This window comes from Pseudomonas syringae pv. tagetis (assembly GCF_022557255.1).
Lineage (GTDB): Bacteria > Pseudomonadota > Gammaproteobacteria > Pseudomonadales > Pseudomonadaceae > Aquipseudomonas > Aquipseudomonas caricapapayae.
Window position 1 is genome coordinate 3,231,092 of sequence record NZ_CP092923.1, and the last position, 17,341, is coordinate 3,248,432.

Consider the following 17,341-nt stretch of genomic DNA (forward strand, 5'->3'; position numbering starts at 1 on the left):
AGCGTCCTACAGCTTGTGCAGAAAATTCAGCACAACCTTGTTGCCTTCGGTGCGGTTTTCGGCACCCTGTTCGAAGTAGCTGTTGACCGTCAGCACGTTCTTCTTGCTGAAGGCATACAGGAAGCCGGGGCCGATGGCCCAGACTTTCTCCTTACGGCCACTGACATCATGGCCATCTACCTGAGTGTCAGTGAACTGCCTGAGCCAATAGCCATTTAGCCCCAGAGAGAGCTGCTCTGTCACAGCGTATTGCAAGGTCAGGTTGGCATGCAGCGCCTGACCTGCCTGGGTGTCGGAGACATTGCCGAACCCGGCCTGAGGGTCGTCATTCTTGCCGTTCCACAGGTACATGAAACGCCCGCTGGCGGACCACTTCGCAGAAAACCAGTAAGTCGCCGCGTAGTACGGGTTGAACGACCAGAAATGACTGCCAGGGTTGATCGAGCGATTGCGATTGTAGGCCCCGACCGGAATCGCAATGTCCGCCTCGATACGCTGGGTCAGCAGCGGGCTGCCATCAGCGCGAGTAAGGGTCGGTAATTGCAGAAACGGGCCGATGATCAGGTCGCCGAAACCTGCGCGCGAACTCAGTACGGTGTTATCCAGACCATCGTCCACATCAGCATGCGCCAGTGAAGTATTTATAGCGGTAATCCCCGGCATCGCGCCATTGGCCATCGGCTGGCCGACATAAATGAGCTGGGTGGTCACCGCCAATACATCCACATCCTGCCTGGGAAGTTGCAGCTTGTTGCCATTTACATCATTGAAGCGATCGGCCCTGGCGTAGTTGAGGTATTCCTCCAGATACCAGCCTGGCCCGTCCGGGGCTGGCGAGCCGTCGTAAAAGCTGGTGTTGCCCAGATTGAGGCCAGGCAGGTCATAGGCATAAGCGGTCGATGAAAGGCCGATGATTGATACGGTCGCGACGGTACGCAAGATAGACTTGGGCATCTTGTGATTCCTGTACTTATTGTTGTTGTTTTTCAATAGCCCCGACGCCGCGAGCGCGCCGCCGGGGTAGTAATGCCTGCCGCCATCAGACGTAAGAGGCTGCCAGCCCTCCGTCTACCGGCAGGTTGACACCGTTGATCCATCTCGATGCGTCGGAACACAGAAACGCAATCACCTCGGCCACCTCATCGGCCAGCGCAGGACGCTTCATGTGCAGACCATCACGGGTGACACGCTCCTGGCCGACCATGCTGACAAAATCACCGAGGATCGGCGTGAACACCGGCCCCGGCGCGACACAATTGACCCGCACCGACTGCTCGCGAAACCATTCTTGCGATTGCTGAAAGCTCCAGACGATCAGCGCCTCCTTGAAATACTGATAGCAGGTCTCCTGGGCCACCGGATTGGCCGCCAGCCACGCCTGTCCTTCGCGGTAGCTTTCAGTGGCAGCCAGTGCCTTGTGCAGTTCAAGCCGTCTGGCCCACTGGTCACCGAGTATCGACGCTACGTTGACGATACTGCCGCCCGGTGCCATGCGTGGCAGCAGGCGCTGAGACAGATGGCGCAGCCCGAGATAATTGACTCGGGCTACCGCCTGGACAGGCGCAGTGCCGGGTACGCCGGCGATATTGCACAAGGCGTCGATCTGCCTTGGCAGGCGCTCGATCAGCGCATCGATACTGTCAGGATCGCCCAGATCCGCCTCAAAGAACCCGTCCACGGTCAACTGCGGCTCATGGCGATCAATGCCAATTACTCTGGCACCTTGAAAGCGCGCCACCCGCGCGAGTTCAGCGCCAATACCGGATGACACACCCGTAACGATCAGTGTTTTGTTATTCAGGTTCATAGTCGCGCGCTCTTATTGTTGTTGGATCACGTCTTGTCGTTGAATCACACTACTTGCAATACAATTTAAAACCGCAGGCACACTCAGAACGGATAGACCGGGGGCTGGCTCTTCACCGTCACCCATTGCCACTGGCTGTACTCCTCCCAGTCCGACGGACTGCCTGCGCTGCCGCCGTTGCCCGACGCGCCTCGCCCGCCGAACGAGTTGATGCACTCGTCCGCCACGGTCTGGTCGTTGATGTGCAGCATGCCGCACCGGAGCCTGTCACCAATGGCCGTTGCACGCCCCACGTTCGGCGAAATAACAGCAGCATCCAGGCCATATTCAGAGCGATTGGCCAGTTCGACGGCTTCCTCGTCGGTCGAAAAGCTGACCACCGCCACCACCGGGCCGAAAATTTCTTCCTCGAATGCGCGCATACCGGGCTTCACGCCGCTTAGCACCGTAGGACGATAGAACAGCCCCTCGTATTCACCACCGGTTTCCAGTTGCGCACCGGCTTGCAGACTGTCGCTGACCACCTGATGTACGTGCTGCAACTGGCGTTTGTTGATCAGCGGCCCCAATGCAGCTTCGCCGCGTGCGGCATTACCGACCGACAGCGCCCGTGCCTTGTCCGCCAGCTTGCGGGTCAGGTCAGCGGCAATCGATTCGTGAACCAGAATCAGGCCGGTGGCCATGCAGATCTGCCCCTGATGCAGCCAGGCTCCAAACGCCGCACTGCCGGCGGCCAGGTCAAGATCGGCATCCTCGAGAATGACCAGTGGATTCTTGCCTCCCAGTTCCAGCGAGACTTTCTTCAGATTACGCCCGGCGGCTTCGGCAACCTTGCGTCCGGCCCCGGTAGAACCTGTGAAAGTGATCATCTGCACGTTGGTGTCGCGGCACAATGCCTCGCCTGCCTCAGCCGAACCTGGCAGCACCTGCAACAGCCCTCTGGGCAGTCCGGCTTCCTCGAACAGCCGGGCAATCAGAAAGCCGCCACTGACCGGCGTCTGCGGGTCAGGCTTCAGCACCACGGCATTGCCTGCCGCAAGCGCCGGGGCGACCGAGCGCATGGACAGCACCAACGGAAAATTGAAAGGCGAAATCACCCCTACCACGCCGTGCGCCACGCGCCGTGCATAAGACAGGCGGCCAGCCGCGCTGGGCAGGATCAGGCCGTGGCCATGAGCCTGCGAAAGCATGCCTGCTGCTTGTCGCAACAGCACAATGGCCTCGTTCACCTCGTGTTGTCCCTTGTGCAGGCTGCCACCGGTTTCGCGTGCGACATACAAGGCCAGTTCATCGTAAGCACAGACCGCGTGATCGGCAGCCAGCAAAAATATTTCGGCTTTTTCACGAGGCCCCAGCGCCGCCCAGGCAGGCTGGGCAAGCGCAGCCTCCCGGCACGCGACGGCGATATCCGCTGCATCGGCCATGGCCGTGTTCATCAACAGCTCACCGGTCGCAGGCTCGATGACAGGCTGTAAGGGAGAAGAGGAAGGAATCCAGTCGCCATTGAATACACATTCGGCTTCAATCGCGCGCTGCAACAGAGGGGTGCCATCAGACGCTGACATATTCAGACTCCGGCTTTTATGGTTGTAATCGCCTGCTCCACTCCAATGGACAGCACGCGCCGTAAACAGGCCTGAGCAAAGCCTGTGCCGGGATTGCAAACAGTTTGTCATATAGCATCTGGAACGCTCTGGAACAGGCGTCTTCGCCAATAGCAAAGATGTTTCTGGCGTCCCGAGTCGAAAAGTACGTCTGAGCCGACTTGTTCATTTGATCAAGTTATATTTATTAACGGACTCATCAGTTGATCATTTAGAGCAATACCAGGACGAGATACAAAAAATGAGAATTCCTCACTGCGAGCTTTCCGACCCTGCCGCCCCCACCGAACGCCTCTCGCCCAGGGTGACAGCAGTCAGCCGGACGCCAGTGGCTCGCCGACCGCCGAGGAATTGACCAGTTGCCTGTTTTTCTCGCCTGACGACGGGCGCATATGGCTTAACGATCAACGGATGTTGTTACTGCACACCTCATCGTTCGGCACCTTGCGCCGCGAAATCATCGAGCGTCTGGGCCAGGAGCAGGCGCGCGGCATGTTCACCCGTGCCGGTTACCTCTCCGGGGCGCGCGATGCGCGGCTGATTCGGGAGCGCTGGCCACTGGCTGATGCCACCTCGGCGTTTCGTGCCGGTACGCACTTGCATACGCTGGAAGGCATGACCAAGGTCGAGCCCATGCACTTCAAGTTCGACGCCGAGTCCGGGTTTTATGAAGGGGAGTTTCTCTGGCACAACTCCTGCGAAGCCGACGAGCATGTTGCGGCGTATGGTATCGGACAGGATGCGGTGTGCTGGACCGAAATAGGCTATGCGATGGGTTTCGTCAGCGGGCTTTTCGGGCAAATGGTGGTTTTCCGCGAAGTGGAGTGCCGCGGCATGGGTCACGCGAGCTGCCGGGTAGTCGGCAAGACGTCGGAACAATGGGGTGATGTCGAACGAGACTTGAGCTACCTGAATGTGGTCAAGTCAGCCGCCCCGGAACAAACCGTATCGCTGGCAAAGGTAAGGCACCATCCCGAGCCGCCGACCGGCACCGAACAGCCACTGATCGGCGCAAGCGCCGCTTTCAACGCTGCCACCCAGGCTCTGCAACGCGTGGCCATGACCCCGGCGACGGTATTGATCAGCGGTGAGTCAGGCGTCGGCAAGGAAATGTTTGCCCGTCAGTTGCACCAGCTCAGCCGCAACCGTGAAGGCCCGTTTGTTGCGCTTAACTGCGCAGCCATTCCCGACAACCTGATCGAGGCGGAGCTGTTTGGAGTCGAGCGTGGGGCTTACACCGGGGCGACACATTCAAGGCCCGGGCGCTTCGAGCGTGCCGATGGCGGTACGCTGTTTCTGGACGAGATTACTTCCTTGAGCCTGGCCGGCCAGAGCAAACTGTTGCGCGCCTTGCAGGAACGGGAGATCGAACGTGTCGGGGACGGCCATGGCATCAGGGTCAATGTCCGAGTTGTGGCGGCAACCAACGTGGACCTGCGCAAGGCCGTGGCCGACGGCGATTTTCGCGAAGACCTGTTCTATCGACTGAACGTTTACCCGATCGCCCTGCCTCCGCTACGCGAACGCCGCGATGACATTCCATTGCTGATCAATGCCTTTCTCAAACGTTTCTGTCAGGAGTACGGCAGGACGCCGGCCGGATTGACCATGCGGGCCCTGAAAACGCTGTTGCGTTACGACTTCGCCGGGAACGTGCGCGAGTTGCAAAATCTGATCGAGCGCGGGCTGATTGCCAGCGACGAAGGCCAAGCGATCGATCTGATGCATATTTTCCGGAATGAGCCACTACCCGTGGATTCCTACTCATTGAACCACGAAGGCGCATTGCGACAGCTTCCCGCTTCAGACGCGCAGCAAGCGCCCACAGCCGCGCTGCTGGACAACCTGACGCAGCCCGATCAGGCGTTTTCCATCGACGAACTCGAACAACGACTGATTCAGGAAGCACTGGACAAGAGTGAAGGCAACCTGGCGGCTGCCTCACGGTTGCTGGGCCTGAGTCGCGCCCAGTTCGCCTATCGCCTGAAGAAACAGCAGTCACGAGGGGCCTGACCTTGATGGTAACGCGCAGCCAGTCAGGCTGCGCGTCGCTGGTCAGATCGGCAAGGTGCTGACCACGCGCAAAGCAAGCCCTTCATAGGCGTCCAGTGTTATGGTGAACTCGCCCTGCTCGCTCAGATCGCCTTCAACCCGTTCATTGATGATATCGACCACCGGACCCGGCGCGATACCGGGCAGGTGCAGGGTTTCAACCAGGGTCTCGGCACTGAAATTAAGCGCGGTGATCTGGGTCCCCTTCCCGGCTGGCAGCTCATGAACCATGACCAGCAGCCCTGGATGCTCGACATCGGGAATCAGAATCTGGCGACTTGCCGCGATGTCATAGGCGCGGCGCACAGCGAGAATCTTCTTGAGCTGCGAGGCAAACGAGTCAGGTCGCTGCAGCTGACTGACCAGGCTGCCGTACAGCGTCTGGGGACGCGGCATGTCGCCCGCAGAAAACTCGGCGTCGGGGTCAAGATCGACCAGATCGTAGGCACCTCGGTGAACCCAGCGAGTATCGCCGTCCTGCATCAGGTGGTCGACCTGCTCGGCAGGGAGCGTCAACGCGCCCACAAGGTCCCAGCCCGACAACGCAAACACGCCCGGCTGCATAGCGTTGTACATCACCAGCAGCAGGTGAATGTGCTGAATCTGTTGAATGTCGGCAGCAGTAATCGTGCTCAGATCACGAATGCCCAGCGCCGCGGTAATGATACTCGCCGTGGTGCAGGAGACGCCGTTGGTGACGAACTTGAGATTGTACGGCGCGTGTTCGCCGGACAACTTCTCGTACATCTCTTCGCGAATGTGCTCGCGCAGGATATTGCCGGGGAATGTCTGGCCCTGATAATGGAAGGTGTCGTGGGCGTGCAGCGTCCAGAAATGCACCAGTTCCAGGGTCAGCTCATCGTGATTCTGCAAGGCGTGGATCAGCGAAGCCGGATCGATGCCATACGCATGCACCTGACGCAGCATCAAGCGCAGGAACTCGGTGGTGCCGGTCAGCAGGGCATGCTGATAAGCCGGTCGGGTGATGAAGTCGTAGGACAGATCCGCGCCGCCCTGCCCCATGGACGCAATATCATCGATGGTCAGGTTCAGTTCCTGAAAGCTGAAACCGCCCGCCTTGCGGATCGCCCCGGCCAAAAGCTGGTTGCCGGTGATCGACAACGGATGGCTTTCCGACCAGGCGGTGCCTTCGGCGCGACGCTCCACACCGAGAAAACCGTTGGCGTCCAGACGCAATACCCTGGCCCCCATGACATCAATGGCATGCAGCGCGTCACCGATGATCATCTGCTGCGCGGCGAAGCTTGGATCCAGCCAGTTCAATGAAGGCTGACCATCCTTGAAGTAATGCAGATAGACCCAACGCCGAGCCTTGCCATCGACGCCGTGCACCACGTCGGTTGCGCTCCAGTCGGTTTCTTTGACGCCGGGCTCGAAGAAAATCACTCGTTGCAACTGGCCGACGATGTAATGCTTGTCGCGCAATTGATCAACCACATCGGGCATCAGGTTGACCGCATCGCGCCCGGTCGGCACGTCAGGCAGCAACTGCCAGTCTTCCTCACGAATCTCGACCATATGAAACAGGCCGGGATAATCCTCGTACGCCAGCTCGGCAAGACGGAAGTCCGCCCCTTTGCCGGTGTGCGACGGGATGATGTCATCGATGATCACGGCGTTATGCGCTGCGGCAATGCGCGTCAGGCTTAACAGCTGCGCTTCAGTGCCCAGATCAGGGTCGATGCCGAAACTGATGCGATCGAAGTTGCCATCAATACTCGGGGTCCGTTCGCGACCTTTCAGCCCGCCGGACAATTTCAGAGGTCCATTGTGGATGCCCTGAATGCCGATCTCCGACAACGCATGCCACAGGGTTTCATCGCCCAGAGCTTCCAGCACCGAGCCACCTTCACGGGTGACGATAGAAGCCGGATAGGCGGTGAACCAGACCGATGCGATAGCGGATGCATCTCTGGGACGTGCAAGGGCGAAAGGACGCTGCCAGAGCCTGCCCTGCCCCGAATAGGTCTTGGCGCGCTGTCTTGCGGCATTCAGCATCGATTGCTCGACCAGCCAGTCCACGTATTGCTTGTCCGGTATCGTCATAGCGTCCAGTCTTCCTCTCGAATCGGCGAACTGAGACGCTCCGCGGGCGGAGCGTCCTGAATGTATTACCTACGGATATGAGCCCACAGGGCCCGATTCGTTGCATTCATGTCGCGGTCAAACGCTCGTCGACAGCACGCTGACAGGCTTTTGCAGCATCAATGTGGCTGAGGAATGGAGGCCGGGGGCTTTTTCAGAGCCTGAATCACTGCAGTTGCGGCATTGGACAGCAGCGAAACCGGCCGCGCCACGACACTGATGTGTCGCATCACGGTCAATGGAAGCGGGATCGACTCCAGTTCACGCAAGCGTCCGTTCAACAGCGCGCTGGGGAGGATCGAGATGCAATGGCGCTTTGCGACCAGATCCAGAAGCGTGTCCAGGCAGGTCAGTTCGCCGCGCTGACTGAGCCGCACGTGCGCCGATGCCAGTTGCTGGTGCAGGCGTTCGACCCCAGGATGCCGCCAGGCCACGTAACGTGACACCTGCGACAGCTCGGCGAAGCGCTGCGGCGTCTCCTGCCTGCTGCGCGCCGCCACCAGCACGTAATGATCCGACCAGCAATGATGCTCGAGATAATGCTCGTCCAGCACGATAGCCGGCAGAACCACGATATCGGCCACGCCCTTTATCAAGGCATCCAGCGACGGGTTTTGTTCGCTGCGGTGCAGCACGTTCAGATGAATATCGGGGTAGTGATGGGCGAGAAAGTCCAGCGAGGCGCTCAGGCTGGTCTCGAGGATATGCGAATGGTAATGAATGGTTACGCTGCCACTGACCCCATTTTTTTTAGTTGTTCGAGCGTGGCCATGATGTTTCCGAGGGTCTGGCTGATGACCTTGCCTTCAGGGGTGAGTGTGCAACCGGTGCGGCTGCGAATGAACAGGCGTTTCTCGAAAAAATCTTCGACTTCCTTGATGGCATAACTGATGTTCGACTGGCTGCAGCCCAGAATGGCTGCGGCCTCCGAGAACGAACCGTGCTGTGCAACGGTTTGAACGACTTTGAAGAAGTGGGTTTTCATGTGTCCTGCACTCTGGTTTTGCAAAGATGGGTGCGGCCCTGCCGCTGAGCCAAAGGCTCGGGAATACAGGAAACCCCCGCTGAAACACCGGAATGGCCGGGTTATCGGCCATTCGGGCGAATGTCTCGAGCGGGGGTATGGCGATGGCTGGCTATCGCTTTGAAGGGTTCGCTATGCACGTTTCGGGCACACAGCGTCTTCAGAGGAGACCGGGGGTTACTGACAGCCTCAGTCGTTCTCGGTCCAGTCGAAATCCATTTGCAGCGCCGTGCGTTCGGCCAGTTCACGGCTGTGCAGGCGCTCCACCAGATGAAGGCTCATGTCGATACCGGCGGAGATGCCTGCCGATGTCACGAACGAGCCTTCGTCGACCCAGCGCAGCGTGCTGAGCACGTCTACTGACGGGAACATTTCCTTGAGGTCGTCGATGTCTTCCCAGTGCGTGGTGACCTGTTTGCCTGCCAGCTTGCCGGTCCGGGCCAACAGAAAGGCACCGGTGCACACTGCGGCGACGACGCGCCCGGGCTCCGACTGATCACTGATCCAGTGAATCACGTCAGGTTTTTCCAGCTCGGCAGTCACAACGCCGCCAGGGACGATCAGACAGTCGATGGCCGGATGGTCATTGATCGAGAAATCCGGATCGACCTTGAGTCCGGCGCGGGCACGCACCGGTGCAGTGCTGCGCCCAATGGTGAACACGTTGAACAACTGCCGGTCATCACGGCTGTTGCGAGCGTGCATGCGCGTTGCGGTGGTGAACACTTCGTAGGGGCCAGCGAAGTCGAGAACCTCGACGTCGTCATAAACGTAGATACCGATATTGAATGGCACGAGTTGGCTCCAGGGCCTGCCGGGCAGGCCTCTTGCATATTAAAGTTCAAGCGGGTTCAAGCGAGTGACAGCGTGCAGATTAACCAGTAGCATCACGCCAAACTACTGGCTGAAATGCCAATATCCGGTAACATCGCGCCATGAAAAATCACCTTGTCGTCGCACTTATATACAACCAGCTGTGCACCTTCGAATTCGGCTGCACGGTCGAAGTCTTTGCACTGAAAAGGCCCGAACTGGGCGTCAGCTGGTACGAGTTCGCGACCTTTCCGGTCGACGATGGGCCGATTACCGCCGCCGGTGGCATTACCATCGTGCCAACGCCAGGCGAAGTGCTGCTGGAAAACGCCGATACCATCATCGTGCCGGGCTGGCGTGGGGTGGAGTCCGAGGTTCCGCAACGGCTCATCGAACAGCTCCAGGCTGCTCATGCACGCGGCGCGCGGATCTGTTCCATCTGTACGGGTGCCTTCGTTCTGGCCGCAGCCGGCTTGCTCGACGGGCACAAGGTCACTACCCACTGGCGCTATACAGACCTGCTGGCAACCATGTATCCGGGCTTGACCATTCAGCCTAACGAGCTGTATGTGGACCAGGGCACTATCGTGACCGCTGCGGGCTCGGCCGCCGGGCTGGACATGATGCTGCACCTGGTGCGCAACGATCACGGCTCGCGCGTTGCCAACATGGTGGCGCAGCGCATGGTCATACCGCCGCATCGCGAAGGCGGTCAGTCGCAATATGCTTCCAGGCAGCTGGTGTCGGCCAGCGACGGGCCGATTTCCAACCTCATGGACTGGATTCGCAGCGACCTGCAACGTCCCCACACCATCAAGGAAATGGCCTCACGGGCGGCGCTCAGTACCCGGACATTGCACCGCAGCTTCATGGAGAGTACCGGCCTGACGCCTTACGACTGGCTGCTTGGCGAACGCATTGCCTACGCCAAGGAATTACTGGAATCCTCGAAGCTGCGTCTCAACGAAGTGGTGGATCGGGCCGGTTTCGGCTCCGAAGAGTCCTTTCGCCGGCACTTCCGCAATCTGGTGGGCGTCAGCCCGAGCAGCTACCGCAAGCAGTTTGCCCGGGCGTGACCTCGGGTCTGGCGTAGACCGCATCGACGAGCGCCTCGGCAAACTCACCCCACGCGCCCGCAACAGCCGTGTTGGTCAGGACAACCATGCTGAGCGAGGAAACCGGATCGACCCAGTAATGGCTGCCATACAGGCCGCACCATGACCAGGTTCCGACACCCTGCTGCTGACCCCGCACAGCAGCGGGTTCGGCAAGGATCATCGGCCCCAGGCCGAACTTCCAGCCAGGCCCACGGTTGGCGATGGTCATGTTTCCAATCGCGTTATTCAGCAAGCGCTCGGTGCTGACGGCGCTTAATAACGGCGCGCCCCCCCGACGCAGGCACTCAAGCAGCCGAAGATAGTCATCAGCTGTGCCCAGCATGCCTGCCCCGCCAGACTCATATGCGCCTGCGTCACAAGCCCGAGCCGATGATAACCGCGCCTGTCCACTGTCGAGCAACAACACATCGTGGTCACCGATACGCTGCGGGCCTTTGATACTGTCCTTGTAGGCGCTGGCCAGCGTTCTTTGCTGGTCGTGCCTGAAGGAGGTCGCATCCATGCGCAAAGGCAGGGTGACCCACTTGGCAACAGCCTCTGACAGCGGCATGCAGGTGGCCTGTTCAATTACCGCGCCCAGCACATCAGTGGCCAACGAATAGGCCCAGGCGCTGCCCGGCTCGAACAACAAGGGCAGACGCGCCAACCGGGCCAGGTTTTCCTGTAGATCGAAGGCGACACAATCCAGCCCGTCCGACACTCCTGCGCGGTGATAGGCGCTGTCGGGCGCTTGTTCGAAGCCGTAACTCAAGCCGGAAGTGTGCGACAGCAAATGCTGCAGCGTAATGACAGGCTCACGGCCACAGGCCAGACGCGGACGAAAGGCTGGCAACCAGTCCGTCACCGAGGCATCAAGCCTCAGGACGTCCGCCTCGCACAGCCGCAACACCAGCACCGACGTCAGCAGCTTGGTCAGTGACGCCAGCCGAAAGCGTGTGCTGCGAGTCATCAGAATCTGCTGTTCGCGATCAGCCCAGCCGAGCGCACTGGCGTAACATGTGCGCCCACGACAAGCCAGCAACAGGACACCGCCGACGATCCGGCCCTGACCGATAAAGCGTTGCCAGACGCTGTCGAGACGCTGCATGGCGGGTTCATCCAGTGCGGTCATGACTCACTGGCCCCTGACCGCACGGCTGAAGACTTGCGCGTACACCTCGGCCGAATGACGAATCGGGTTAGTGTGCGAGCAGCCATCGGCAAACGCCATCTTCCCGACGCGCTCGGCGTCGCGATCATCGATACCGATCTGGCCGAGCGTATGCGGGATTCCAATCTGCTCGCGCAATGTCAATAACCACTCCATAACCCCGCTAAAACCCGGTGTGGGCAAACGCAGGTAGACTGCCAGCTCATCCATTTGCGTCAGTAATGCCGAGCGATTGGCCTCCAGCACGTAAGGCAGCAGGATCGCATTGAGCAAACCGTGATGCTGGTCGTAAAGCGCACCCAGGCTCTGTGCAATCGCGTGTACGCCGCCCAGCCCGCGCTGAAACGCCGCTGCACCGAGGCTGGAGGCCACCAGCATCTGCTGACGTGCCTCCAGGTCGTGGCCGTCAGCAACAACCCGAGGCAAATATTCCTTGATCATCTGCATGCCCTTGACCGAAACCGCTTCGGCCATCGGGTGCCACGCCGGTGAACACCAGGATTCCATGCAGTGAGTCAAGGCGTCCGCACCCGTCGCGGCAGTCAGGTGCGTCGGCAGGTTCAGGGTCAGCGTGGCATCCAGAATCGCGATGCGCGGCATCATGCGAATGTGCAGGATGGTGCGCTTGACCTGTGCCTGTTCGTCGGTAATGACCGATGCACGCCCTACTTCAGAGCCGGTCCCGGCCGTGGTCGGCAGCGCAATCACCGGCGCAATGCCTTTCGGGTCGGCGCGCAGGTGGTTCTGCCCGATGTCTTCGAAATCCCATAACGGGCGGGTCTGGCCAGACATCAAAGCAACCGCCTTGGCCGCGTCCAGCGCCGAACCGCCACCAAACGCAATGACGCCGTCGTAATCGCCGGCTCTGTAGGCGTGCAGCCCCTCGGCGACGTTGGTGCCGGTCGGGTTGCCCTTGACCCGGTCAAACAGACCGCAATGGCCTAATTGGCTGCGGCAATCCTCCACGGCGCTGGCGATCATGTCGGTACTGCCGAGAAAGCTGTCAGTAATCAGTAACGGCCGTTTTATGCCGGTCTTCCGGCAAGCGTCGGCCAGCTCGTTGACGCGTCCAGCGCCTGCACGGATTGAAGTCGGGTAGTGCCAGTCGTTGCTGTGCATGTACGTAGTCCCTTGCAGGTTATTTCAGTAGATGAAGTTGGCGGGCAGCAAACCGATCAGCAGGCGCAGACCGAAGGCGATCATGAAAATACCGGTGACGATATCGATGGCCTTTTTCATGCGCTGATAGCGCGCCTGCACGGCAGGGATCGAAAACAACGTGGCCAGCAGCACGAACCAGGAGATCGCCAGTACCGCAATGATCGACACCCCCGCAGTGCGCACCCACATCGGCATGCCCGGCGTGGTCACAGTGGTGAACACGCTGGTGTAGAACGCCAGCGCCTTGGGATTGGTCAGGTTGGTCAGCAGGCCGAACCGATAGGCACGGCTCAGGCTGCCGATGCCCAGTGCACCGATGTCCCTCGGTTTGGGCTGGCTGCCGGCACTGCGCAGGCTCTTGGTGCCGAGCCAGGTCAGATAAGCACCGCCCAGCAACTGCAACGCCGGTTGTAGCCACGGCAACTGCTGAAACACCAACCCCAATCCGGTAGCCGCCAGCAACGCCCAGAGAATGCTGCCCGAAGCCACACCCAGCCCTGCACAGATGCCCTGCTGCCGGGACTGGCTGAACGAGAGCTGGGTGATCACCAGAAAGTTCGGGCCGGGACTGATGATCAGCACGATAAACGCTCCCGCCAGCGCGGTGAGTAAAGTGACTTCATACATATCATTAATTCCTTTTTAATTAATAAGTTAAACAGCTTTATTAAACTTGAATGTAATGCAACTTGAAGTGTGCTTCGCCAGCACCTCCAGGCATGACTCGACCGCTCTGCGCGCTTCGATCAGTGCGCGGCAGGTCGGGTCAGGCGTGGGCACGTAGTGGTTGTAGAAGGTGCAGCCTTCCACGGCTGGTCCCAGAACCCAGAGCCGCTGCTGCACAGAACCATCGCGGCCAATGGCACGAGCAGACTCATCGGTTTCAATACCGTCGGCAGGCCAGGCATGCGCAGCGCGAATCAGTCCTTGCTCGTGCAAATCACTGATCAGTCCAGGGCCATTGCCCGACAGACCGCCGTGGGCGACCCGCGCACCAATGATGCTGTCGGGGCGAAAATCGGTCCTTTGCACATCGTCCATCGGTGGCAGGATCGTCACGACGCCAGCCTCGATCAGCGCCAGCAGATCTTCATGGCGCTCCTTCTGCGGCCCGCCGACCAGCCGGTTGCTCAGCCCGGCCCATGTGCCATAAAACTCCAGAGTCGACGACTCGGTCAGGCCGTTGCGATCCGCGATCAGGCGCAGCAGGTCGCGGTAATCTCGCCAGACTTCCAGTGCCTGGCAGATCGGACTGCCTGCCGTGCCCAGCCGACTCAGCGCCAGGTCCCGTTTGATCCAGTCGACGAACCATTGGCCATACGTGCCTTGCGTACCCGACCAGCGTTGGGTCAACAGCCATTGCTCAGGGTCAAACTCACCCCACCGCTCAGCCAGCCGCTCAAACGCTGCCGGTCTGGCGGTTGACTCGCGCAGCAGCCGCTGCACGGAAGCCAACTTCGCGGGCGCATCGAGCCGGACCCTGGCCTGATAAAACACGGCGCACATTTCATCCTTGATCAGGGGCAGTACATCGGCGCGAAAGTCGAGTTGCCCGCCCTCCTTTTGCTCGCGCAAACGGGCTATGGCGGCAGCGGTTAAGAACAGCCTCGGCAATGGGGGCTGGCTGGAGGCATGCCATTGCGGCCGTGCATGAAACGGCAGCCCTGTGCGCGAGTACAGGAACACCTTGGGCTCGCGTCCGGACGGCAGATATCGCCAACCTGCAAAGCCGGCATCCCGCACGTAGCGCCCGCCGCGCCCTTGAGTCAGGTGGGCCAGTGTGTCCATCGCGGTCAGTCCCTGCCCCTCGATGGCCACACTATCGCCGACCTCCAGTTGCACGCCGGTTTCAGAGGCATGCCCGCTGGTGAGGAACACGGCATCGACATCCATCCCCAGACGTCGAGTGCGCAACCTGAAGCCGGGAGTCTCCAATAGCGGCCGACAGGTCATGACCTGCTCGGCGTGATAGCGCACCTGCACATGCGCCGGGCAGCACTGCAGGAGCAAGCGATAGCTATCCTGCAAGTAGCGCCCGAGCAATGCGCGCGGCAAAAAGTCGCCAAACACCACCGCTCTGCCCCGCCCGTCCGTGCTGACATGGCCGCGCTCGTCAAGGCGCACATCCTGACTGCGGCACCATTGCAGAAAGGTTGGGCCTGGTGGCGCGCAAGCCGGGAATGCGGAAGAAAACGCGGATAACTGGCCGGCCATGGTGTTGAGCATCAGGTAATCCGGCTGCTGCGCCTGGTGCAGCCCGCTGCCGGGTGGTTGCGGGTCGAACACTTCGATATTCAAAGGCCGATCGGCATGGCGACTCAGGCCGATCAACTGCTCCAGAATGCTCAAACCACGTGAGCCCAGACCGATAATCGCTACGGTATGCGTCTGCACGGCCATCACCAGCGCTTCGACTCAAAGAAGAACTTCGGCACCGGCAACGCACTGCCTTCGGCCACTGCCTGGCAATACACGCGCTGGCCCACGGCAAGGTCCAGCACGCCGAGACCGAATGGCGAGAAGACCGAGGCCCGATCCGGCCTTAGTTCCACCTGCCCGGTCATCAACTGCGCCAGCGTCCCGGTGATGAAGGAACGGTCCTGATACTGCTGAACGGCGAGATCAGGTGAAGTCTGCGCCTTGAGGCAGTGTTCGACGTCATCAAGGATATTGTTGGCCTGCGCGATGACTTCCGGGCCCAGATCACGCAACGAAATGTTCAGTATCAGTTGCCCGGGCTGAAACACCGGTTCCAGCACATAAGGGCTCGACGCGGTGGTAGCGAACACCACTACATCCGCCTGTAAACAGGCAGGCAAGTCGCTCGATGCGCTGTTCAACTGATGTCGACTGGCGGCGTACCGGACCAGCGCCAACGCTGAACTCTCGTGCTGATCGAAGACGCTTACTGCGTCCATCGTCCAGCCATCGCTGACAAACATGTCGAGGATGGTTCGGGCAATGAAACCGGCACCGATGAACGCTATTCGTCCGACATGACGTTGATGACGGTTCATCCAGCGCGCACCGAGTACCGCCGAGGCAGCCGTGCGCATGGCACTAATCCGTGAGGCTTCCAGGCAGGCGAAGGCGTAGCCGGTCAGTGGGTCATTGAGGATCAGCACGGCCGAGGCGCGTTGCAGGCCCGTCTCGATATTGTCCGGAAAGCTGGATATCCACTTGATGCCACTGACTGCCTGCTCGCCGGACAGGCTGGCGGGCAAGGCAATGATCCGATTGGCCGGTGCCTCGGGAAAGCGCAGAAAGTAACTGTCAGGGTTGATCGTGCTCCCGGCCTCGTGAGCAAGATAAGCTGCCTGCACATCATTGATGCAAGCCAGAGGATCCGCCGCCAGCAGGCGCGCAACCACTTCACCGTCGACCACATGAAAGGCTGCCTGCTTCAACCGCTCGGCGGCCAGCCAGAGGGTTGAACACTGCTGCTGTGGAGACAGCTCAGACACACACTCATCCTGTGGGAGCGAGCTTGCTCGCGGAGGCGTTTTTACGTTTCCCGGAGATGTCGCAGCCCCTGATGGGGGCAGATCCGCCAGGGTCATGCTCAGCACTTCACGGCCAAAACGCTGCTCGACCCACTGATCGTCGTAGAGGGTATCCAGGTAGCGTTCGCCCCAGTCCGGCGACAATGCCACGACCACCGAGCCCGGCTCGATGCGCTCGCGCCAGGCATGTACCGCAGCGATTACCGTCGCGGTGGACCCGCCAACCAGCAAACCCTTGCTGCGCGCCAGAATGCGACACATGGCGACGGTACAGGATTCCGGGACCATCTCCAGCGCATGAATACCATCAGCCTTGAAGATCGGCGGATGCTGGCTGGTGCCCAGCCCCGGTATGAAGCGACGGCTGGCCGGAGTGCCAAAGGTCACCGAACCGACGCTGTCGACGGCAATGATTCTGGTGCTCGGGTGATGCCGCTGAAAATGCTGGACACAGCCCATCAGCGTGCCGGTGGTCCCGGCGCCGACGAACAGATAGTCGACATGACCGAAGTGCTGGCTGATCGAGCGTGCCGTGGTCCGGGCGTGAGCACGCGGGTTGGCGGCATTCTCGTATTGATTGAGCCAGACGTATCGCGAATCGCTGGCGAGTATTTCTCTGATCAGCGCAATTCGCGTCCCCAGAAACCCGCCATTGGCATCCGGGGCCTCGACCTGAATCACTTCGGCGCCGTAACTGCGCATCATGCGGATATTGTGGCTGGAGCTGTTGGGGTCGACCACGCAGGTGAAAGGGATCGCCCGCTCCGCGCAGATCATCGCCAGCGCCACACCGAGATTGCCCGACGAAGATTCGATCAGAATCGTGTCAGGGCCCAGCAAACCCCGAGTCTGAAGGTCATTGATCAGCCCTGCGGCGGTCTTGAGCTTGATCGAGCCGGCCGGGTTGAGTGATTCCAGCTTCAGGAAAAAGTCTTCGCCCAGACCAGAAACCTTGAGGAAGGTCTGATCGTGGACGATGTCGCAAAGAGAGTCGTACATAGGG

14 protein-coding genes are annotated in these 17,341 nt (G+C 60.2%); 2 read left to right on the top strand and 12 right to left on the bottom strand.

The annotated features are described in order from the left end of the window. Positions 1-6 precede the first annotated feature (6 nt). The 3 genes from MME58_RS14275 to MME58_RS14285 form a co-directional block, all read right to left on the bottom strand. A complete protein-coding gene (locus MME58_RS14275) occupies positions 7-954 on the bottom strand; it encodes a SphA family protein (RefSeq protein WP_054987399.1) in 948 nt (315 codons plus the stop codon). Between the two features lie 85 nt (positions 955-1,039). Continuing rightward, positions 1,040-1,807 (bottom strand): coniferyl-alcohol dehydrogenase, encoded by a 768-nt coding sequence (locus tag MME58_RS14280; RefSeq protein ID WP_054987400.1) that lies wholly within the window; start codon positions 1,805-1,807, stop codon positions 1,040-1,042. Positions 1,808-1,890: 83 nt separating this feature from the next. Further along, positions 1,891-3,372 (bottom strand): benzaldehyde dehydrogenase, encoded by a 1,482-nt coding sequence (locus MME58_RS14285; RefSeq protein ID WP_055005019.1) that lies wholly within the window; start codon positions 3,370-3,372, stop codon positions 1,891-1,893. A 450-nt stretch (positions 3,373-3,822) separates the two neighbouring features. Between MME58_RS14285 and MME58_RS14290 the strand changes: the two genes are divergently transcribed. After that, on the top strand, positions 3,823-5,424 hold the full coding sequence (locus MME58_RS14290; protein ID WP_233591023.1) for a sigma-54-dependent Fis family transcriptional regulator: 1,602 nt from the start codon (positions 3,823-3,825) through the stop codon (positions 5,422-5,424). 42 nt (positions 5,425-5,466) lie between these two features. Here MME58_RS14290 and treS read toward each other — a convergent pair whose 3' ends face one another. The 4 genes from treS to MME58_RS14310 all read right to left on the bottom strand — a co-directional run bounded on the left by treS (position 5,467) and on the right by MME58_RS14310 (position 9,388). Then, on the bottom strand, positions 5,467-7,530 hold the full coding sequence (gene treS, locus MME58_RS14295; RefSeq protein ID WP_055005017.1) for a maltose alpha-D-glucosyltransferase: 2,064 nt from the start codon (positions 7,528-7,530) through the stop codon (positions 5,467-5,469). A gap of 158 nt (positions 7,531-7,688) precedes the next feature. Then, entirely contained in the window at positions 7,689-8,258 is a 570-nt protein-coding gene (locus tag MME58_RS14300) for a LysR substrate-binding domain-containing protein (RefSeq protein ID WP_233591027.1), read from the bottom strand. 35 nt (positions 8,259-8,293) lie between these two features. Then, positions 8,294-8,554, bottom strand: coding sequence for a helix-turn-helix domain-containing protein (locus MME58_RS14305; RefSeq protein WP_010430082.1), 261 nt, complete (start codon positions 8,552-8,554; stop codon positions 8,294-8,296). A gap of 228 nt (positions 8,555-8,782) precedes the next feature. Next, the gene (locus MME58_RS14310; protein ID WP_054987404.1) at positions 8,783-9,388 is read right to left on the bottom strand and encodes a DJ-1/PfpI family protein; all 606 of its coding nucleotides are present in this window, start codon (positions 9,386-9,388) and stop codon (positions 8,783-8,785) included. Positions 9,389-9,528: 140 nt separating this feature from the next. On the opposite strand from MME58_RS14310, the gene ftrA reads away from it, so the two are divergent. Then, positions 9,529-10,482 (top strand): transcriptional regulator FtrA, encoded by a 954-nt coding sequence (gene ftrA / locus MME58_RS14315; RefSeq protein ID WP_054987405.1) that lies wholly within the window; start codon positions 9,529-9,531, stop codon positions 10,480-10,482. On the opposite strand, the gene MME58_RS14320 is transcribed toward ftrA, so the two are convergent. Genes MME58_RS14320 through sbnB form a run of 5 tightly spaced genes read right to left on the bottom strand, consistent with a single transcriptional unit; the run spans position 10,442 to position 17,337 of the window. Then, complete coding sequence (locus MME58_RS14320; RefSeq protein ID WP_054987406.1) at positions 10,442-11,635, bottom strand: serine hydrolase domain-containing protein; 1,194 nt, start codon at positions 11,633-11,635, stop codon at positions 10,442-10,444. The two genes, ftrA and MME58_RS14320, sit on opposite strands and share 41 nt — an antisense overlap. 3 nt (positions 11,636-11,638) lie before the next feature. Then, complete coding sequence (locus MME58_RS14325) at positions 11,639-12,793, bottom strand: iron-containing alcohol dehydrogenase (protein ID WP_055005016.1); 1,155 nt, start codon at positions 12,791-12,793, stop codon at positions 11,639-11,641. A gap of 24 nt (positions 12,794-12,817) precedes the next feature. Further along, complete coding sequence (locus MME58_RS14330; RefSeq protein WP_055005015.1) at positions 12,818-13,462, bottom strand: LysE family transporter; 645 nt, start codon at positions 13,460-13,462, stop codon at positions 12,818-12,820. A 27-nt stretch (positions 13,463-13,489) separates the two neighbouring features. After that, positions 13,490-15,235, bottom strand: a complete 1,746-nt coding sequence (locus MME58_RS14335; protein ID WP_055005014.1) for an FAD/NAD(P)-binding protein — start codon at positions 15,233-15,235, stop codon at positions 13,490-13,492. Further along, positions 15,235-17,337, bottom strand: coding sequence for a 2,3-diaminopropionate biosynthesis protein SbnB (gene sbnB, locus MME58_RS14340; protein ID WP_082427094.1), 2,103 nt, complete (start codon positions 17,335-17,337; stop codon positions 15,235-15,237). Before sbnB ends, MME58_RS14335 begins: the two co-directional genes overlap by 1 nt. Between the last annotated feature and the right edge of the window lie 4 nt (positions 17,338-17,341).